The sequence below is a fragment of the Staphylococcus sp. GDY8P72P genome, assembly GCF_016890655.1.
Taxonomy (GTDB): Bacteria; Bacillota; Bacilli; order Staphylococcales; family Staphylococcaceae; genus Staphylococcus; species Staphylococcus arlettae.
In genome coordinates this window covers 21,658-42,662 of sequence record NZ_JAFEQJ010000019.1, presented here as the reverse complement: position 1 = coordinate 42,662, position 21,005 = coordinate 21,658, and the positions used below count along the sequence as shown (strand labels likewise).

Annotated in this window: 21 protein-coding genes and 1 riboswitch; of the genes, 10 read left to right on the top strand and 11 right to left on the bottom strand. The window is 33.4% G+C overall.

What is annotated here, in order from left to right:
• Positions 1 to 85: 85 nt before the first annotated feature.
• Together JVU85_RS08465 and JVU85_RS08460 are read right to left on the bottom strand one after the other, a co-directional pair.
• On the bottom strand, positions 86 to 1,012 hold the full coding sequence (locus JVU85_RS08465) for an LCP family glycopolymer transferase (protein WP_002510088.1): 927 nt from the start codon (positions 1,010 to 1,012) through the stop codon (positions 86 to 88).
• Positions 1,013 to 1,157: 145 nt separating this feature from the next.
• Positions 1,158 to 1,952: an inositol monophosphatase family protein gene (locus tag JVU85_RS08460; RefSeq protein ID WP_021459693.1), complete on the bottom strand. Its 795-nt coding sequence runs from the start codon at positions 1,950 to 1,952 to the stop codon at positions 1,158 to 1,160.
• Positions 1,953 to 2,360: 408 nt separating this feature from the next.
• On the opposite strand from JVU85_RS08460, the gene JVU85_RS08455 reads away from it, so the two are divergent.
• The 6 genes from JVU85_RS08455 to JVU85_RS08430 all read left to right on the top strand — a co-directional run bounded on the left by JVU85_RS08455 (position 2,361) and on the right by JVU85_RS08430 (position 7,931).
• Positions 2,361 to 3,056, top strand: coding sequence for a helix-turn-helix transcriptional regulator (locus tag JVU85_RS08455; protein WP_103388519.1), 696 nt, complete (start codon positions 2,361 to 2,363; stop codon positions 3,054 to 3,056).
• A 183-nt stretch (positions 3,057 to 3,239) separates the two neighbouring features.
• Positions 3,240 to 3,566: a hypothetical protein gene (locus tag JVU85_RS08450; RefSeq protein ID WP_103388520.1), complete on the top strand. Its 327-nt coding sequence runs from the start codon at positions 3,240 to 3,242 to the stop codon at positions 3,564 to 3,566.
• A gap of 98 nt (positions 3,567 to 3,664) precedes the next feature.
• A complete protein-coding gene (locus JVU85_RS08445) occupies positions 3,665 to 4,732 on the top strand; it encodes a MupG family TIM beta-alpha barrel fold protein (RefSeq protein WP_103388521.1) in 1,068 nt (355 codons plus the stop codon).
• Positions 4,713 to 5,600, top strand: coding sequence for an N-acetylmuramic acid 6-phosphate etherase (gene murQ, locus JVU85_RS08440; RefSeq protein ID WP_002510093.1), 888 nt, complete (start codon positions 4,713 to 4,715; stop codon positions 5,598 to 5,600). The genes JVU85_RS08445 and murQ overlap by 20 nt, the downstream gene beginning before the upstream one ends.
• A gap of 22 nt (positions 5,601 to 5,622) precedes the next feature.
• Positions 5,623 to 7,053: a PTS transporter subunit EIIC gene (locus JVU85_RS08435; protein WP_204171893.1), complete on the top strand. Its 1,431-nt coding sequence runs from the start codon at positions 5,623 to 5,625 to the stop codon at positions 7,051 to 7,053.
• A 2-nt stretch (positions 7,054 to 7,055) separates the two neighbouring features.
• Positions 7,056 to 7,931: a MurR/RpiR family transcriptional regulator gene (locus JVU85_RS08430; protein WP_002510095.1), complete on the top strand. Its 876-nt coding sequence runs from the start codon at positions 7,056 to 7,058 to the stop codon at positions 7,929 to 7,931.
• 450 nt (positions 7,932 to 8,381) lie between these two features.
• Here the strand turns inward: JVU85_RS08430 and JVU85_RS08425 are convergent, their stop codons facing one another.
• Positions 8,382 to 9,797 (bottom strand): alkaline phosphatase, encoded by a 1,416-nt coding sequence (locus tag JVU85_RS08425; protein WP_021459698.1) that lies wholly within the window; start codon positions 9,795 to 9,797, stop codon positions 8,382 to 8,384.
• 227 nt (positions 9,798 to 10,024) lie between these two features.
• Positions 10,025 to 11,401 (bottom strand): amino acid permease, encoded by a 1,377-nt coding sequence (locus tag JVU85_RS08420; RefSeq protein ID WP_204171894.1) that lies wholly within the window; start codon positions 11,399 to 11,401, stop codon positions 10,025 to 10,027.
• Positions 11,402 to 11,689: 288 nt separating this feature from the next.
• On the opposite strand from JVU85_RS08420, the gene JVU85_RS08415 reads away from it, so the two are divergent.
• Together JVU85_RS08415 and JVU85_RS08410 are read left to right on the top strand one after the other, a co-directional pair.
• A complete protein-coding gene (locus JVU85_RS08415) occupies positions 11,690 to 12,049 on the top strand; it encodes a hypothetical protein (protein ID WP_002510098.1) in 360 nt (119 codons plus the stop codon).
• Positions 12,046 to 12,231, top strand: a complete 186-nt coding sequence (locus JVU85_RS08410; RefSeq protein WP_002510099.1) for a hypothetical protein — start codon at positions 12,046 to 12,048, stop codon at positions 12,229 to 12,231. Before JVU85_RS08415 ends, JVU85_RS08410 begins: the two co-directional genes overlap by 4 nt.
• Before the next feature lie 130 nt (positions 12,232 to 12,361).
• Here JVU85_RS08410 and JVU85_RS13950 read toward each other — a convergent pair whose 3' ends face one another.
• From JVU85_RS13950 to JVU85_RS08400, 3 genes are all read right to left on the bottom strand, one after another.
• Positions 12,362 to 12,553, bottom strand: a complete 192-nt coding sequence (locus tag JVU85_RS13950; RefSeq protein WP_002510100.1) for a hypothetical protein — start codon at positions 12,551 to 12,553, stop codon at positions 12,362 to 12,364.
• 14 nt (positions 12,554 to 12,567) lie between these two features.
• Positions 12,568 to 13,203, bottom strand: a complete 636-nt coding sequence (locus JVU85_RS08405; protein ID WP_002510101.1) for an HAD-IA family hydrolase — start codon at positions 13,201 to 13,203, stop codon at positions 12,568 to 12,570.
• Positions 13,204 to 13,347: 144 nt separating this feature from the next.
• The gene (locus JVU85_RS08400) at positions 13,348 to 14,262 is read right to left on the bottom strand and encodes a bile acid:sodium symporter family protein (RefSeq protein WP_002510102.1); all 915 of its coding nucleotides are present in this window, start codon (positions 14,260 to 14,262) and stop codon (positions 13,348 to 13,350) included.
• A gap of 242 nt (positions 14,263 to 14,504) precedes the next feature.
• On the opposite strand from JVU85_RS08400, the gene JVU85_RS08395 reads away from it, so the two are divergent.
• Positions 14,505 to 15,041 (top strand): hypothetical protein, encoded by a 537-nt coding sequence (locus JVU85_RS08395; protein ID WP_002510103.1) that lies wholly within the window; start codon positions 14,505 to 14,507, stop codon positions 15,039 to 15,041.
• Positions 15,042 to 15,294: 253 nt separating this feature from the next.
• On the opposite strand, the gene JVU85_RS08390 is transcribed toward JVU85_RS08395, so the two are convergent.
• Positions 15,295 to 16,890, bottom strand: coding sequence for an alpha-glucoside-specific PTS transporter subunit IIBC (locus JVU85_RS08390; RefSeq protein ID WP_002510281.1), 1,596 nt, complete (start codon positions 16,888 to 16,890; stop codon positions 15,295 to 15,297).
• 209 nt (positions 16,891 to 17,099) lie between these two features.
• Between JVU85_RS08390 and JVU85_RS08385 the strand changes: the two genes are divergently transcribed.
• Complete coding sequence (locus JVU85_RS08385) at positions 17,100 to 17,861, top strand: MurR/RpiR family transcriptional regulator (protein WP_002510282.1); 762 nt, start codon at positions 17,100 to 17,102, stop codon at positions 17,859 to 17,861.
• A 170-nt stretch (positions 17,862 to 18,031) separates the two neighbouring features.
• Here JVU85_RS08385 and JVU85_RS08380 read toward each other — a convergent pair whose 3' ends face one another.
• The 3 genes from JVU85_RS08380 to JVU85_RS08370 all read right to left on the bottom strand — a co-directional run bounded on the left by JVU85_RS08380 (position 18,032) and on the right by JVU85_RS08370 (position 20,861).
• Entirely contained in the window at positions 18,032 to 18,547 is a 516-nt protein-coding gene (locus tag JVU85_RS08380; RefSeq protein ID WP_002510283.1) for an SRPBCC family protein, read from the bottom strand.
• A 142-nt stretch (positions 18,548 to 18,689) separates the two neighbouring features.
• Positions 18,690 to 19,991, bottom strand: coding sequence for a Na+/H+ antiporter NhaC family protein (locus tag JVU85_RS08375; protein ID WP_002510284.1), 1,302 nt, complete (start codon positions 19,989 to 19,991; stop codon positions 18,690 to 18,692).
• 71 nt (positions 19,992 to 20,062) lie between these two features.
• Positions 20,063 to 20,166: riboswitch (SAM riboswitch) on the bottom strand.
• 83 nt (positions 20,167 to 20,249) lie between these two features.
• Positions 20,250 to 20,861, bottom strand: coding sequence for a flavin reductase family protein (locus tag JVU85_RS08370; RefSeq protein WP_021459703.1), 612 nt, complete (start codon positions 20,859 to 20,861; stop codon positions 20,250 to 20,252).
• Positions 20,862 to 21,005 lie beyond the last annotated feature (144 nt).

Genomic DNA, 21,005 nt, shown 5'->3' with positions numbered 1-21,005 from the left:
AACAAAAATTGATTTGAAGCGCCTTCAATTACTGACAATATGAAATGAGACTGGGACAAATCAATGACGTCCCAGCCTCTCGGTGTTAAATTTCTAAATTATCTTTAATTTTATTTTGAATATCGCTTAATGAACTTTCACTTGGTATAAAATAATACAATCCATCATCTTGAATACCACCTTGTCCATCTAATTGATTTCTATTAACTGTTTCATTTGCATCCTTATACTTACTTCTAATTTTTGTTAAATCGCCTAGTGATAAATCAGTCGTCACGTTATCTTTAATATGGTCCATAATACCGTTAAAGTGTGTAATAGATTTAGTACTTGTCAATTTATTCGCAATACCTTGCATGACTAGCTGTTGACGTTCTTGTCTGCCGAAATCGCCACCAGCACCGCTTTCTTTTCTACTTCTAATGAAGGCCATTGCTTGCTCACCATCCATATGAGATTTCTCACCTTCTACAAATGAAGCACCATTATAACTAAATGTTGCATTGCTCACAACATCTATACCGCCAAGTGTATCAATCATATCTTTCATACCATCCATATCGATTGTGGCATAGTGATCAATTGGCACATCTAATAATTTTTCAAGTGATTTCACAGCCATATCTGGTCCGCCATAGGCATGCGCATGGTTGATTTTCTCTGTGGATCCGTGGCCAACAATTTCAGCTTGCGTATCTCTTGGAATACTTACTATTTCTGATGTTTTTTTATCTGGATTCATAGAAATGACCATTATAGAATCACTTCTCTGCCCACCACCATTAGCATTTCTTTCAGCATCTGAATCTACACCTAATAGTGCAATTGTAAATGGATCACCATTATTTAAGTTTACCTTTTTATCTCTTAATTCTGATTTGTTTCTATCTAATGGGTTATGAATTGAATTTCCTACCGAAAAGATTTTAAAAGCTAAATAAATAACTGCTACTATGGCTAAAATAACTAAAATACCGATCAACCATAACAGTATTTTTGTAGGCAACCCCATTTTTTTACTTCTTTTATATTCCGAGCGGCTCAATTGTATCACTCCAATTCTCTATTCTATGAGTTTAAGTTCATTCAATGAATTATTATATAGTAAACCATGTCCCTTGACATAGTGCTTAAGACCTATTTATATTTACAGAAATTTAATATTTCGCATATCCATTTCCACTATTTATTATTTGCAATATTTCCTCATGGCACCCTGGATTACTAATAATAAATGGGCCACTTGTGGCATAATCTAAATGTGTATTGCTTAATGTTGTCATTGTCAAACCAAGTTCCTCTGCGAATAAAAACTGTGCAGCTATATCCCATGGTTTAGGATTGGTATTGATATGTGCACCAAATTGTCCTTGTATCACTCTTACTGAATCAAGCCCACATGAACCGATAAAACGATAACTAAAAGCAGCATCGTATAAATCATTAATCGTGTCATTATTCATTACTTGTGAATTGAATGAAATAATTGCATCTGCCAAGTCCATTGTTTCTGGTGGTGTAATAGGTTCACCATTAGTATAAGCTCCATAACCTCTTACTGCTTTATGTAACTGTTGATGTGGATAATCATATATGTAAGATAATGTTGGCACGCCATCAACGAAATAACCTAATATAATACAATAATCCTCTTGCTGCTTTACCAAGTTTGTTGTGCCATCAATCGGATCCATAATCCATACATGTCCCTCTTTTGGAGTTACTTCGTCATTCGATTTTTCTTCTGCTAATAATTGATGGTCAGGATAGTTATCATTTAAAAATTGTTGGAATTGTAGTTGAATTGTTTTATCAACATTTGTCACTAAATCAAATCTATTGCGTTTTGTTGATGTTTCCATCTCTCCAACTAAATTTGGTATCACTTGATCTAACGTTAATAACCACGACCTAATTGCATTATCTAGTTCGATTAGTTGTTCTTTATTCATAAAATACACCTCTCGTAATTCACTATTTTAGTTATGTATAATTTTCTCTATTCTACCACAGATGACTGATATGCTTATAGCTTAGTTTGCTAAAGTAGAAACAAAAAAACCGACTAGCAATACTAGTCGGCATTAGAAAGGAAAGTAAGTAATAAATATTGAAGATGTTTGAATAGTAACTTGCGCGATTAGATATGTAACAAAAACTATATGTAATAGCCTACCCCTTTGCAATCTAAATCGCTATCCCCTTTTGTTACTGTCTATATATTAACATAACCTTTCGTAAAATGTAAGCGTTTTCTAAAAATTTATTTGTAACTTTTTTGTAAAATGCCTAAGAATGTCGTCACCATCGTATTTATGCTATAATAAATGTAATATGTAATCAATGGGAGGTGACTTTCTATGAATAAGCGTGAGCGACAAAATAAGATTGTTAATGCCATTCATCATAATAAACAAATTTCTGCATCTGATTTAGCTAAACATTTGGACGTCTCAAAGCGGACAATCTTAAGAGATATTCAAGATTTAGAAGACCAAGGTGTCAAAATATTAGCTAAACATGGTAAATTGGGTGGTTACCAGTTACAAGAAGCACAGCAAAATTACGCCATTGAACTTACAGAAAGTCAACTTTCTGCATTATTTTTAGTATTAAATGAAAGCCAATCTATTTCATCTCTTCCATATAAAGAAGAAATTCATGCAATTATAAAAAAATGCTTAAATTTACCATATAATAAATTGCGTAAAACTTTAAAAAAATTAGACCGTTACATTAAATTTGATGACCAACATCACGAAATATTACCAACCTTATTTTCTGATTTACTAATTTATTGTACCGAACGTAATGTTATGGCAATGGAATACTCACATTCTAATGAGCATACGCAGACAGAAAATGTCATTTTTATTGGATTACTGTGCGAACAAGGCCTATGGAAAGCGATTGTCTTTGAAATAGGATCTGGCCGTACAAATGAAATTCCAATTGTTGCTATTCAAGATATCGCATACTCTTTTGAAAAAAAGATCAAAACACATGATATATCAATTAAAAATTATAAAGAGTTTTTAAACCCAGCTGAAATGTAAATTCATAATATAGCTAAACGCTAGTTATTAGTAAAGTCGCATATTTGCACACCAAATCAACATCCATCTGATTGATAATGTAAATATGCGTCTTTAGTTTATTTATATTATCAATCCTTTCCACTTCTTCAGTTATACTTCTTACTTTTAAACACTTCATTACATTTTCATAAGGAGTGCCTCATGTCAAAACAAGTTTACAGTCATATTAAGAATCAACTCAAGCACCTACTCACTTTATTAGAACTTTTTAAATATAAACTAGTAATGGAAGATACAGATATAATAATTACTCAAACAGAACTCCAACAATTTATTAATCAAGCATATAATTATGCCACAATTCATTTTCAATCAAACCAATGCCCACTCATCCGAAATTACCTCCACATGATAACTGACTTACAACAAAATCCCATTTCCCTACTGACTGTTGGTAATACTTATAGTTATATTGATAATTATCAAATATGTGTATATAAACTCTACGAACAATTTGCGCATTTCTGAAATATTGTTACATATTGAAATGAGTTTATTATTCATATTGTAATATATTTTCAAATATAATATAATGTAAGCGATTACAAATATCAGGAGGGATAGCTATGCATGGTTTCTCTGTTTATTTAGGACAGCCTATCAATCAACGTTACATAGATAATTTGATTAGCCTAGGCTATGATACTATCTTCACTTCTATTCAAATTCCTGAAGAAGATGAAACTACTAAACTAATATATTTACAACAATTATTGTCTCACTTACAAGATTGTTCAATTACTTACATTATCGATGTACAACCTACGTTACTCAATCAACAACTCTATGACTTATTGCATCAATATCAAAATTCTCGTTTTTTAATACGCATTGACACAGAAACATCATTAACCACTGTCAACGAGATCATTCGCCATAACTTTGAATGTTGTCTAAATGCCAGCACAATTGATGCAACCTTGCTTGTTCACCTTTCCAACCATGTCGTTAACTTCAAAGCAATTAGTTATTGTCATAATTATTATCCACGTCCAGATACTGGTTTAAGTTCACAGTTTGTAACCGCACAAAATTCACTTATTAAAACATTTAATCCAAGTGCAGAAATTTTTGGATTTATCGCCGGTACAGAAAAACGTAGTCCTTTACACAAAGGGTTACCTACAATTGAAAAAACGAGATGGACTCATCCGTTATGTAGTGCACAAAACCTAATCGATACAGGTATTGATGGTGTCATCATTGGAGATACATCATTAGTCAATCATCATGCAGAAAGATTAATAAAACTGTTACATGACCGTCATTTTATCTTGTCGCTTGCCCATATTGAACCATATAGCGAAGACATTTTATTTCAATCGCATACTGCACGGCCAGATAATCCAGAAAGTGCTATACGCTCGCAAGAAGCTCGATTGTACAAATCTCAGCAAATAGCACCTAATAATAATTTAAACAGAGTGTTCGGTGACATAACATTAGATAATCATTTAAATGGGCGTTATGAAGGTGAATTGCAAATTATCAAAGAAGATTTACCAAAACATCCACATGTGAATTGCGTGGCACGTATCTCTGCAGCAGATCACCCTCTCATACCATTGATAAAGCCAAATGATACATTTGAATTTCAAAAAGGAGTTGCAGACAATGAAACATTTAACGACTGAAAATAGAAATGAAGCTACGATGCACTTAGATGAAATGAGCATTGAAGATGCACTAACTATTATGAATGAAGAAGATCAACGTGTACCTCAAGCAATCAAACAAGTTATCCCGACGCTCAGTAACATTATCAACTTGACGGCAACACAATTTAGTAAAGGAGGAAGATTAATTTATATGGGCGCTGGCACAAGTGGCAGATTAGGTGTATTAGATGCTGCAGAATGCGTTCCTACTTTCAACACTGAACCTACTGACATCATCGGACTTATCGCAGGTGGCGAAAAAGCTATGACAACTGCAATTGAAGGTTCCGAAGATAACGAGACATTAGGAGCAACAGATTTAAAAGATTTAGCTTTAACTTCAATGGATGTCGTCATTGGTATTGCAGCAAGTGGTAGAACACCGTATGTTATAGGCGGCTTGCAATATGCACAATCTATAGGCGCACAAACCGTAGCAATTTCTTGTAATACAGCAAGTGAAATTAGTAAACACGCTGATTATCCCCTAGAAGTTAATGTTGGTCCCGAGGTATTAACTGGTTCTACACGCTTAAAATCTGGAACTGCACAAAAGTTAATATTGAATATGATTTCCACGATTACGATGGTACGTTGTGGTAAAGTCTATGATAATTTAATGATTGATGTTCGACCAACAAATGAAAAGCTTGTACACAGAGCAATCGGTATCATTCAAGATATTTGTGATATTAATTCAACACAAGCACAGCAACTATACGACAAAGCTAATCAAAATTTAAAAGTAGCAGTAGTAATGCATTTATGTAATATAGATAAATCTGCAGCTGAAGCGAAATTAAGTGCACATAACGGTGTAATTAAACAAGCAATACAATCATAAATTAAACAAAGCGGGTGATAGTATGGCAAATGAAAAAAAATTAGCGCATTCAATTATTGATAACGTCGGTGGTATGGAAAATATAGACAACATAATTAATTGTATGACGCGCATACGTATAAAAGTTCATGACGAAAGTAAAGTAGAATTCGATAATTTAAAAGCAATTGATGGTGTAATGGGAGTTGTTCATGATGACCGCATCCAAGTCATTGTCGGTCCAGGAACCGTAAATAAAGTAGCTAACGAAATGGCAGCTAAGAGTGGTGTGCCATTAGGTGACACGATACCGCACGATTATAAAGCTGCAGCTGAAGCAAAAGCAAAGATCAATAAGGAATCATATCAACAAAAACAAAAGCGTGGTAAATTCAACAAACTCCTCAAAACTATTGCTAATATATTTATACCTTTAATACCAGCATTTATTGGGGCAGGTTTAATTGGTGGTATAGCCGCTGTTCTAAGTAATTTAATGCAAGCTGGTCAAATTTCAGGTGATTGGATAACACAACTTGTGACAGTTTTCAATGTCATTAAAGATGGTATGTTAGCTTACTTAGCGATATTCACCGGTATTAATGCAGCAAAAGAATTTGGCGCAACTCCTGGTCTTGGTGGTGTAATCGGTGGTACTACATTGCTAACAGGACTAACCGATAAAAATATGATTACTAACATTTTTACCGGAGAGCCACTACAAGCAGGACAAGGTGGTATTATTGGAGTTATCTTCGCTGTATGGTTACTCAGTATAGTAGAAAAAAGATTGCATAAAATCGTACCAAATGTAGTCGATATTATAGTGACACCAACTGTTACATTATTTATTATTGGTCTATTAACAATCTTTATCATAATGCCACTGGCTGGCTTTATTTCATCTGGTTTAGTTTTTGTTATTAATTGGATTATTGGTATAGGTGGTATTTTCAGTGGATTTATCATAGGTGCCTTTTTCCTACCACTTGTGATGCTCGGTTTACACCATATCTTCACCCCTATTCATATCGAAATGATTAACCAAACTGGCGCAACTTATTTATTACCAATAGCAGCAATGGCTGGTGCCGGTCAAGTAGGTGCTGCCTTAGCATTATGGGTAAGATGTCGCAAAAATCAAACATTACGCAATACATTGAAAGGTGCACTACCAGTTGGATTTTTAGGTATCGGAGAACCTTTAATATATGGTGTTACATTACCACTAGGTAGACCTTTCTTTACAGCATGTATAGGAGGCGGTATAGGTGGTGCTGTCATAGGTGGCATCGGACATATTGGTTCTACCGCTATTGGACCTAGTGGTATCTCATTATTACCACTCATTTCTGATCACATGTATTTAGGCTATATAGCTGGTTTACTCGCTGCTTATTTAGGTGGATTTGTTTTCACTTATTTACTCGGAACGACAAAAGCTATGCGAGAATCTGACCATTTAGGTGATTAATTATGACAAATATTTTCCATCAAATCGATAACAAATATTTTGAATTAACCAAAAGCGAGAAGAAAATTGCAGACTATATTTTACAATCACCGCAACACATTATTTCCATGTCAGTACAAGATTTAGCGGAAACTGTAAATACAAGCACCGCTTCCATCGTAAGATTTAGTAAGAAAATGTCTACTCAGGGGTTTCAAGACTTAAAAATTGCTATTTCTAGATACTTACCTACTGATAATATGAGTAATCATCATATCGAACTGAAAGCTGGAGAATCAGTAGAAACACTCACCAATAAAATGATTTCGCGCGCAACAAGTACAATGCACGCTGCAGCACAACATATTAACGCCAATATCGTTGATCAAGTCTGCTATGCATTAAAACATGCTAAGACAATCTTTTTGTTTGGTTATGGTGCTTCTTCCATTACAGCAGAAGATTTGTTTCAAAAGTTTTCGCGAATTGGATTGCCGGTCAGATTAATTAAAGAAACACATTTGTTTATGACTACACTCGCAACACACGGTGAACAAGACTGTATTATTTTTATTACCAATCAAGGTAATCATAGTGAGTTACAAGCAATGATTAAAGTCGCCAATGATTATCATATTAATATTATTACAATAACAAGCTCTTATAATAATTACATTGCTTCACATGCTAATTTTACAATCATCTATGGTACAACCGATGAAAATGAATTACGTATGGCTGCTACTACTTCATTATTTGCCCAATTATTCACTGTAGATATATTATATTATCGCTTTATCGCTTTGAATTATAATGAAGTTTTAGATGCTATAACACAGTCAAAAATGGCACTTAATAATTATCATAAACATATCTCAAAAATTAAATTCAAACATTAAAAAGCAAAGTGCTGTAATAAGCACTTTGCTTTCAAAATGTAGACAAACTTTAGGTGAACGTGACTAAGGTTCCTCTATTTATATCTATTGGATGATTTTATTAAATACCAGTAGTCTTTCAGAGCATTACCACTCCTTTTAATAACCACATTGCCATTTTTTAAGATTCATGATTCCACAAATTAGTGTAGTATCCATGGAAACTTTTATAATTCCTCTGTATCGTTTCCCTTTCCGACCTTGTTGCTTTTTTGCATCACTGATTTTTTTCTATTGTTGGAGTGCATAATTTATATATTATTGGCAGTGATTTGGGCGGACTCCTGCGGGAATAGCACTAGCCGAAGACTACAGGCTAAGGCAGTGATCGCGGAAAGCGTGCACAAAAAACTGCCAACAAAATAAAAGCAAAGTGCTGTAATTAGCACTTTGCTTTTATTACTTCATTGTTTATTGTTGGAAGAATTCAAAAATATTTTTGGCATTGTCTGTATTATCAATATTACCTTTGAATTTTTCTGAACCTTGACCCATTGCATAGGTATTTACATCTTCACCAGTATGCCCATAAGTTGTCCAACCAGTATTAGATTTATCATTGATAGGTTTTTGAATCGCGTCCTGTAATTTTTGTAATTGATCTTCGTATTCAGAATCGTCTTCTTTTAACCCTTTCATATTTTCAGCTTCTTCTTTAATATCCGACATGTTATCTTTAGAAATATCGAAGCCGTAACCTTCATTAATTACTTTTTCTGGATTTTTACCATCTGCAATTTGTTCTGTCATATATTTACCAGAATGCTTCATACTATGAATCGCATCTGGATTCCATTCATAATCTTCGCCCTTAGCGATTGACATGCCACCAGTAGAGTGGTCAGCTGTAGCTACGACAAGTGTATCAGGGTTAGATTTGGCATATTCGGTTGCATGTTTAAATGCTTTTTCAAATCCGCCCATTTCTGACATTACACCTGTAACATCATTAGGATGTCCTGCTTTATCAATTGAAGCACCTTCAACCATTAAGAAGAAACCTTTATCATTTTTAGATAAACGGTCTAATGCACTTTTTTCCATATCTACAAGTTCTGGATTTTTATTAGGTGCATCTATGTTTAATGGCATATCATTTTTAGCAAACAATCCTAATACTTGATCTCCTTTAGAGTTCTTCAAGTCATTTTTGTTTTTAACAATATCATAACCATCTTTTTTAAATTTCTTAGTTAAATCACCGTTATCTTTACCAAAGTATTCTGAGCCACCACCTAGTAAGACATCTACTTTATGTTCACCATTTATTTTATCATTATAAAATTGTTGTGCGATTTCGTCTTTTTTATCACGATCATCTACGTGAGAAGCATAAGCTGCCGGTGTAGCATCTGTAATTTCAGCAGTTGACACCAATCCAGTTGATTTACCATTTTCTTTAGCCTGTTCTAATACAGTTTTAACTTTTTGCTTATTGGCATCTACTCCAATAGCACCATTAAATGTTTTATGACCAGAACTGAATGCTGTAGCACCTGCTGCGGAGTCAGTAACATTTTCTTTTGGATCATTGGGATTTGTACGTTGTGTACCGACTAAATGTTCATCAAAAGCTGTTTTGTCCATCTCTTTTGTATTTGGGTCATCTGCAAAATAACGATATGCTGCATTATACGAAGGTCCCATGCCATCGCCCACTAGGAAAATCACGTTTTTAGGATTTTTAGTGTTCCCAACGTATGATACTTCGTCTTTGTTTTTTGCTGATTCTTTACTTGACGCTTGAGAGATTGAAGACGTTCCAATAGAACTAGCAGCTATAGAAGTCGCTAACGATAATGTCGCAATTTTCTTCCACATATTCATGCTAAAAAACTCCTTTAGGATATGTATTTGTTAATCTATGGTTTATTTTAATAAACTTTTTTTGAGATACTATTGAGATAACATTAAGTTTGTGTAAATAAGACGGTTTAATGTAAACAAGTGAGCGATAAATCGAAGCATTACTTCGATTTATCAACTCACTTGTTTTTAATTTCATAGTTCGCCTTTAAAGTAGTCTTAAAGTACAAACGAGAAAATTATTAAATTTAATCTTGTTGTTTATGATAACCTTTCACAAAATAGAAAGTTGTCATAAACGCTAAGAAAATAATACCAATTACTACTGAAACAACTGTTTCTTTATTAAATAACATACCGATAAGTACAATAATTAAAAATGCCATTGTTATATAATTTGATAACGCGCCTCCAGGCATTTTGAAAGGATGGCCTTCTAATAAAGCAGGGTTCCCTTTACGGAAGCGTAAATGGCTGATTAATATCATAAACCAAGGTACCATACCTGGTAAGATTGATGCACTATATACATAAACAAAAATACTATCTGCACCTTCGATAAACATTGGCAAGATTACGTTAAGTAATGCACCAATTAAAATACCGATAGCAATTGCTGTTACAGTATAAACAGGCACACCATTTTTCATTACTTTCAAGAAAATCTTAGGCATTTGACTGCGCTGTGCTAATGTATACGCCATACGACTAGCACTGAATATACCAGAGTTACAACCTGACATCGCTGCAGTTAATACAACAAAGTTAATTAAACCAGCTGCAATAGTAATACCTACTTTAGCGAATGTTGCTACGAAAGGACTTCCTAGATTACCAAGTTCATCCCAAGGATAAACAGTTACAATAACAAAGATAGCACCAACATAGAAAATAAGTATACGCCAAATTACACCGTTTACAGCGCTTTTAATATTTTTTTGTGGATCTTTTGTTTCACCAGCAGTAATACCAATTAATTCTACACCTTGGTATGAACCGATAACGATAGATAATGCAAAGAAGAATCCAAGCCATCCATTTGGGAAGAACCCACCATTAGCCCATAAATTAGATAAGCCAATCGCTTCGCCACCATTACCTAAACCAAAGAAGATAATGCCGAAACCTGCAATAATCATAAGAATTATTGTTACTACCTTAATCATTGCAAACCAAAACTCAAATTCACCAAAAGCTTTAACCGAAACTAAATTTGCGCATAATAACAATGCAACGACAATGACTCCAGGAATCCACTGTGGTAAATCCGGGAACCAATAATTCATATATTGTCCTACAGCTATAACTTCACTCATCCCGACGACTACCCATTGGAAAATGTTACTCCAAGCAGTCAAATAACCTGCGACCGGATGTATGTAATCACTCGCAAAGTTTGCAAAGGAACCTGTAGTTGGATATAGATAAACCATCTCACCCATAGCTCTCATTACTAAAAATAAAAAGATACCTGCAATTAAATATGCAAATATTACTGAAGGTCCCGTCCATTTAATTGTACTTGTAGCCCCCATAAATAGTCCAACACCTATAGTTCCACCAAGTGCAATCATTCTAATTTGACGCGCACTTAGCCCCCTATGTAATTCATGTTCTTCATTCATTTTATTTAAACCCCATCTCTTTCAAATATAAGTGAGAAACAACACCTATGCATGTCGCTATTATACTATAAATTCTAAAAATTTAAACAATATTTTTTGTATATGAAAGCGTTTTCATTTCCCGCTATTTATTCTATAATATTTTTACAATAATTGCAAAATGTATTTTTTTAATTATTGGATTCTTACAAAATGTAATAATCAACGCACAGTCGCATTACACAATACACTTGCACTTAAATATGATATGTTATAATTCAATTTAGCTTTAACTTAAAGGAGTCCCTTATGAATAAACAATTACTACGCCGTACAATATATACATCAATCGTTTTTGGTTTACTATTTTTCTTTTTGAATTACTTTGGCTCTCAAAATGTCAATGTAGCGCCACTTATAGGTAAATCAATATTAGCAACATGTGTGCTAGCAATTTTATACTTCACATTATTTTCTATGATGCATACACCTGAATTAAAGTTCAAATTTGGTACAACCATACCCATTGCAATGTTGCTTAGTATTTTAATAAGTAGTCTGTTTGGAGCTATCAAAATTGGTATCATAGCAGGCTTGCTTATAGGCGTAATTGCTGGTTATATTTGGGTCTTTATCGAATCAAAGCGTAACGGAGGTGATTCGAAGTGAGTATCTTTTTAGGTATCGTTATTATCATTTTATTAATTGTGAGTCTCATTCCTAACCTCAAAGCAGTTAAAAACAGTAAGCAAACTGGTGAAAAAAATCCTAGATTTGCAATTATGATTGGCATAGATGCAATTTTACTGGTCCTAGTAATTGTAACGTTAGCTTTTCAATTTTTTAAGTAACTAAAAATATACATGTCTATTAAGCGACCGAATTTCTAAATTATTTAGCAATTGGGTTGCTTTTATTTATGTGTCACTGTTGTATCAACGATTGAATACTAGTTGTCTCGTTAACAATGGTCGCTTATGATTAAAACTGATATTGCAATATCAAATAATACAATGCAGTTGCACCTAATAGATATACAACTGAACCTATAAAAAATGATCTCACTTGAATATGAAATGGTATTGTTTTGTTAAAAATTGGGCCCAACACTAAATTACCGATAGCAAGTATTAATGGACCTCCTAAAAACAAAAGTAAAATATATAAATTCATAATGACGTACCTTCTTATTTAGTAAAATAATCAGCAATAATTTCACGTGCGGTTACATTTTTACCGATGAATGGGACCGAACTAAAATCTTGTGCTACTGTCATATCATTCGTATTTACAACGACATCTAATCCAGCTGTAACTGCTGCAGTTGCACCATTAACGGAATCCTCTATTGCTAAACAGTTCACAGGGTTATAATTTAAACGTTGTACTGCAGTTAAATATAATTCAGGATTAGGCTTAACTTCTGCAACGTCTTCTCGCCCTACTATCACATCTATATACTGCTCTAAACCTAGCTTATCGAATGTTGGTTGAATATCCGCGCGATAACTACTTGTAGCAATTGCCATTGGAATATGATGTTGTTTTAAAAAGATCATTAGTTGTTCAATCTCGTCATCGATAGGTAGATCGACACTCGTACGATTGTGGTCTGTGTAGATTGCCTCTTTAGCCTCTTTACCTAATTCCTTCTCTAAGTAGTCATGTAATTCAGTAGCTGCACCGCCTATAGAAGACCTATAGTAATCAAGTGATAAAGGTGTACATTCATGTGCTAATAAGTGTTTATTAATAATTGTAAATAAATGTTTCTCAGTATCTATAATTGTGCCATCAAAATCAAATACTACAGCTTTATACATGGTCATACCTCCTTAATGATATGTTTCTTAATTTAGTCTATCATATTTTATTTTGTAACACTCTAGCAAAACGAAAGACGCTCTCTCCCCATTAAGTAAAAAGCGTCTCACAAACATACATTATTTTAGTATAAAGTCACTTAGTTATTTTTTAGACCAATATCTAGCTAAAATAGGACCCGATATATTATGTATCAAACTAAATACCGCTCCAGGTACTGCTGCTAACGGATTAAAATGGACTGTTGCCAGAGATACAGCTAATCCAGAATTTTGCATACCTACTTCAATCGATACTGCCTTTTTATCAGCTCTATCTAATTTAAATAGTTTAGCAAATGTATAACCTAAAGCATAGCCAATAATATTATGCAGTATAACTACTCCAAAAATCAGTAAGCCAGTTTGTAATATTTGTGATTTACTGCCACCGACAACAGAGGCCAAAATAAGCGAAATGGCTACCACAGAGACAATGGGTAATGCAGTAGCAGTAGTTGTAGCAAGATTCTTAAATAGTTTCTGTAAAACAAAACCAATAATAATAGGTATTAATACTACTTGTACCACTGACCACAACATACTTCCAAATGAAACCTCTAACCATTGATTAGCAAATAGAAAGATTAAAGCTGGTGTGATAATGGGTGCTAATAATGTAGAGACACTTGTTATCGCTACTGATAATGCTACATTGGCATTCGCTAAATAACTCATAACATTACTCGAAGTCCCCCCCGGACAACATCCTACTAAAATGACGCCGATAGCTATCTCAGGTGGTAAATTAAATATTTTAGCAATGGCAAATGCAGTTATGGGCATAATTGTATACTGCAGTATGACGCCTATAATAACAGCACGCGGTGCTTGAAAAATAATTTTAAAATCTTTAGGGTCAATAGTTAACCCCATCCCCAACATAACAATCCCTAATAAATAAGGTACAAATTGACTCACTGTCGCTAATTGCGCTGGAAAGACAAAACCTATAATGGCAGCGAGTAACATCCAGAACAAGAATGTGTTGGTTGCGAATCTACTTACCTTTGTTAACATCATTCAACACTTCCCTTTTAATAGTAATAAAGAAAAATGTATCACATTTTAGAATTTAGCACAATACGTTTTCAGAAAATTGCAAAGATTTAGATTTATATTGTTCATTCCAAAGACCTAGTGTCAGAAAGAAAAAAGAGTGGTACAATTTAATAGAATTAGAAATGGGTAAAAAATAAAACTCCATTAAAATATTATGCTAATTACACTTCATATATTATTTTTCAGTTCGGAGGGTTTTGATGTTTATAGATAAAACTGAGACTTATATCTTAAATATTGGGGAATTAACAAAGCGCAAACAACGTAATAAGTTATTAAAATTATTGCGCCAGATTACTTTTTGTAAGTCCATACAACACTCAATAAAAAAGAATAACTCAATTTACACAGTAGAAATTATTTTACCGAAGCAACAGTTACCATATGTTATCACTTATCTCAGTCTGCACAACTACACAATCTTTCAAATTTTAACTTCATCAGAACTCGATACATTATTCGATTCAACTCAATTGCCATTATCTTCAAAGCGCTTTGAATTACAAATTGATGGTTTAAATGATGCATTCATCAAAGATAAAGTTATAGATATTATTAACGTGTTAGACAATACAGAAGCTCTATCCTATACATTCACAAAAAATCGCATTAACTTACACTGTTCTGCTGATACATTTTCAAAAATTATTTATCACATTGCTATCCGTAATATTGATATACTTAAAGCAATTTATTTTCCACGCGTTGCACACAAAATGAAATCACATATATCGTAATAATTTACGTTTATTGTATAACATCAATTTAAAGTTACATTAATTACTTGAACTTTAACGTAACCGTGCTAAAAACTAAGTACAAAAAGAGACTGGGACGAAATTAATTCGTCCCAGTCTCTTTTCATAATGCCCATAGATGACCGAACTGAAAATATGCTTAACTTAATCTTTTTACTTTAGTCATTATAGACGGAGAGGAGACCACGAAAACTTTTTATTACCATTAGATCTCTGTCTCACTCTACTTTTATTATGCTTCATCTTCAGTAAATACCATATTTTCAAATGCTTCTCTTACTTGTGGTACTGACATTCCAACAATAACTTGAACGTTTTTACCACTTTTTACTAATCCATGTGCCATCTGATTATGAATAAAGTAATCATTATCTTCTACTTTTTCTTGGTCTTTCACTGTTAAGCGTAATCTCGTCGCACAATTTGTGACATCTTTAATGTTCTCTGCGCCACCCAATCCTTGTAAATAGTAATTCGCTTTATCAGTATATTCATCGCCTGTAGCTGCATAAACAGAATCATTAGCACCTTGTTTTTCTTTGTAATCTTGCTTACTATATAACTTCACTTCTGATTTCTCTTTATCACGACCTGGTAATGGTATATTAAATTTCAATATTAAAAATCTAAATACTACAAAATATATACCTGTAAAGATTAAACCAATAATTATTTGGATAACATAAGTTAACCAATGGTTTTGTGCTAGTGGAATCCAATTTGTAGCAAAGAAATCAATAAGTCCGCCACCAAAGTTTCCTACTAAACCAAAGCCATACATAATTGTATCCATTGATGCTGATAGGATTGCATGTAATACAAATAAATATGGAGCAATAAATAAGAATGTGAATTCTAATGGCTCAGTAATACCTACTACCACAGCTGTTAATGTTGCTGGAAGAAGTAAAGCTGCAATTTTCTTCTTGTTTTCAGCAGGTGTAGTTGAATACATTGCCAACGCTATACCAATTGATCCGAATACTTTACCGTTACCTTGTAACATAAAGCCGTATGGAAACTGTTCTTTTAATGGTTTAGTACTATTGGCAAATTCATTAACGTGTTTAAACCATTCTGCTTTTAAACCATGATTTACTACTACTGGTCCTACTTCTATTGGAGCGTAAATAAAATGATGTAGTCCTGTTGGAATCAACACCCGTTCTAGGAAATGGAATAACCAGACGCCAATAAAACCAGAGCCTACAATAAATCCTTGTAATGATGTTATACCAGCTTGAATCGTAGGCCATACAATACAAGTAAGCAACGCCATAGGAAGCATAACAAAAAATGAAATACTTACTACAAACGTTAATCCTTGGAAGACACCTAGCATTTCAGGTAATTTTTTATTGTAGTATCTATTATGTATCCAAGTCACTATACTGGAAATAATAATACCACCTAAAATATTTGTATCTAATGTTTCAATACCGGCAATAGCTTTTAATCCTGTAACGTTTTCTACGCCTTTTTCTAAATTGGCACCAAATGTATGTGGCCATTGCGTTAAAATCGCATTAATAAAAGTATTAAACATTAAATATCCCATTAATGCAGCTAACGCAGCATGTCCCGGTGCTCGCTTAGCTAGTGAAATAGGTAAACCTACTACAAACACAATTTCCATATGATTGAAAATTGTCCAGCCACCCGATTCAATCACTGACCATATTTTAAACCAAGTTGTTCCATCCTCTGCTATACTTCCCATAATTGCTGGATTTTTAAATAATGTAGCAAATCCTAGTACAATACCAAAGAAAGCAAACATAAGTACCGGTACAATCATGGCACTACCAAAACGTTTTATAGCATTCATTACTGCCACCCCAATTCATAAAATTAAATCTCATTAATCAAATACTGTTATTTACAACTTTGACCGTATACAAGTTGTATGTCTTAACAACATCTTAAGGTAAACGCTTACATATAAACAAGGGTTTGACTTAAAATTGAAATCTTTTGTATAATCAGATTATATTTTCAAATGAAGGAAATATTTTCAATTATGAAGAGGTGAATGCGTTGTTACTAGACGAACGCTTAAATAACAATTTCGAAAAGTTAAACGATAACGATATACAAATTGCACATTATGTAAATACACATATACGAGAATGTAAAACTATGAAAATCCAAGAGCTTGCTGCACGTACGCATGCTTCCAATGCTTCAATACACCGGTTTACTAAAAAATTAGGATTCGATGGTTATAGTGATTTCAAGTCATACTTAAAGTTTGAAACAGAACATCCCTCACAGTTACCATCCGATTCCATAGACCAATTCAAACAAGAAATATCCAATACATTCTCATACTTGGAACGTGTGGATTATCACTTAATTACAGATAAAATCTACCACGCAGACACGATTTATTTATATGGTACAGGTTTAGCTCAAATGAACGTAGCACAGGAAGCTCGACGTATACTATTAACTATCCATAAAAATGTAATAGTCTTACATGATATTCATGAATTTAAAATGATATTAAATAAATCGACAAATAAAGATATTTTCTTCATTATTTCTTTATCAGGTGAATCACAGCAATTAACCGAGATCACCAATTATTTGCAAGTGAGACAAAAATATTTCTTTTCTATCACAACGTTAAAAGATAACAATTTAGCACAAAAAGCCAATTATAATATTTATGTTTCTAGTAATACTTTCTATTTAACAGATGGTACCGATTATTCAAGCTTTATTAGCTATCATATATTTTTTGAAACTGTACTACGCAAATACCACGAACGTATGGTGCAACAAAATTTCACATAAAAAAGACGAAGCGATATCAAACATTACTGTCTGCCATATTGCTTCGTCTATTATCAAGGTGACTAGATTGCTAATACTTAGTATATAAATGTGTTCAGCATATAGTCACCTATTTATATATACTAAATTGTTGTATTTATATTCCGCGCACTATAATTTTAATTTATTCTTTAAATATTTTTATAATTTTCACGATAGTCTTCAATTGTTTCCTGTAGCCTATCGAATAACATTTCGAAACCATGAGCTGTTGAATCATGATATTCTTTTTTCTTTTGCTTATATTCTAATTGCGTCAATCGTCGCTCTTTAGGAACTATCGCACTATACGTAAATAGCATTTGTGTAATACCAGCTTCACGCTCAAATATTTCAACTTGAATAGTATCTTCACCATCACTCAGTTCTGGCATGCCGATTGTCATTTCAATATAGTCATGCGGTTCAAGGGTAACGAATGTCCCTTGGACTCTATTTGCTTTCCCTTTGCGTACATCAACAATTTCATATTTACCTTCTTCACGCGCATCAATTGTTATACTTTGATTCGTCCGTTCAGAAGTCATAAACCAACGTTTCAAAAATTGTTGCTCAGTCCAAGCTTGATATACCAATTCTGGTTCAACTTTAAACAATCGTTCCAATTGTACTTGCACATTATCATTCTCAATGTTGTACTTGGCCAAAATAGTCACCTACCTTTAATCTTACCTTTATCTTACCGTAATACTCATCAATTCAAAACTGTAACGTTTCAAATAAAATTAGTAGTTATAGTTATTAACTAATATATTTTATCGTCAAAACACTAGAACGTCAAAGTAATCGCTACTTTTGTGTTTTTGGTTTTAATTTTGGTAGTTTTAAGAAAATAGCAACTAAGCCACAAAGACCTAATAGCATTGGATAAAAGCTATATGGCACCAATTCTAATGGAGATACTTTTGCTACACCTGCAGCAGCAATAAGTTGTGGACTATATGGTAGGATTCCTTGGAAACAACTAGCGAAAATATCTAAAATACTTGCGGATTTTCTTGGATCCACATCATACTCGTCAGCAATATCTTTTGCTAATGGGCCTGCCATCAATATTGAAATTGTATTATTAGCTGTAGAAATATCAGCTGTACTTACTAAACCAGCTATACCTAACTCTGCCCCACGCTTTGATTTCACTCTATTCCGAACAAAATTCAATAACCATGCAATGCCGCCATTATGTTGGATAAGTGCTACAAGTCCACCAATCATTAATGCAATGATGGCAATATCTTCCATACCTATAATACCTTTAGAAATAGATTGTAATAAACTCGTCCACTTAAATGAACCATCAATCAGACCTATAATTGCTGATAATAACGTACCACCTATTAACACAATTACAACATTAACCCCTACTATCGCTAAAATTAAGACCATAAGATAAGGCAATACTTTAATAAAGTTAAAATCATAATTTTTTGTGTCAGCAACTTGTGTACCTTGTGTCAAAAACCATAGCGCGATAATAGTTAAGAGTGCACCCGGCAGAACAATTTTAAAATTGACTTTAAATTTGTCGCTCATTTTTGTTTTTTGAGTACGTACTGCTGCAATAGTAGTATCTGAAATCATAGATAAATTATCACCAAACATGGCACCGCCTACTACTGTAGCCATAGTAATTGCTGAAGATATGTCTGTCGCTTGACTAAGTCCAAAACCTACTGGGGCAATGGCTGCAACAGTACCAACTGATGTCCCCATTGAAATCGATACAAACATCGAAATTACAAACAACCCTACAATTAATAAATTCTCAGGTATCAATGTTAATCCGAGATTAACAGTAGATTGTACGCCTCCCATATCTTCCGTTGTTTGTGAAAAGGCACCCGCTAAAATAAAGATCAACACCATTAAAATAATATTAGGATGACCTGCACCTTTTGTAAAAATATCTATTTTTTCACCAAATGGCTTTTTCCTATTTTGTACCAAACCAAAAATTGAAGCAATGACAATTGCTACATTTAATGGCATCGTAGTAAAATCACCTGTAATAATACCAACGCCTAAAAATAATAGTACAAATACTATTAATGGCGATAGTGCCCAAAAACTACCTTGTTGTAATTTACTCATAACTAACCTACTTTCTTCATATTAAAAAAGCTCTTTCCTTATTGAAGAAAAGAGCGGCATTAGACCTTGTCATCTTATCTTCTAGCAGTATGTTTGCTGCTACTGGAATTGGCACACGCATTACCATGTTGCCGAAGCTTCCTAGGGCCAGTCCCTCCACTTCTCTTGATAAGCTATTTAAATTCGTTATTACGTTACAACATTTTAGATAGTACGTCAACAGTTTGTAGCTAAACTATTAACTGAGTAACTATAAAATTAATTGTTTGGTCTAATTATCGTAAATGTTTCACCTATGTGAGCATAATCATTACCAGCTAATCTACTAACAGCTTGTAAAGTGTCAGGGTTTATTTTACTGTCTTCAAAATATACATCATCAGCTATATGAAACATGACTACTTCACCAATAATAAGATCAGAACCTTCAAGCTTATCACCTAGTGGGATGATTCTATCCAGCTTACACTCCATACGTACTTTAGCTTGTGCAATCCCTGGTACATCTACTGCTTCAGAATCCACAAGATTTAATGATGTTCTTTCTAATTCATTTAATTCTATAGCAATAGGAGCTGCCGTCTTATTTACTTCTTCTACAATATTATTATCTGTAATATGAACAACAAATTGTCCGGTTTGCTCTATATTTACTGAGGTATCTTTTCTTTTCCCATTTGCTCGCGTTGTTGAAATCATTATCATTGGGGGCGCACTATTCACCACGTTAAAAAAACTAAATGGTGCTGCATTCATTACGCCGGTTTCGCTTTGAGTCGTGACAAAAGCAATGGGTCTCGGAATGACACTACCACTTAATAATTTATAATTCTGTTTTTTAGTTAATCCTTGTGGGTCAATTCTTTTCATTTGTTCATACTCCTAATTCAATAATAAGCGATTCCAAATACTAACAAAATTCAATGCTAATACAAGTTACTCTTATGTTTAATCTATTTGTATACCAATAGAATTTCATAACCTTGATAAGACATTTTACCGCCATAAATCAAG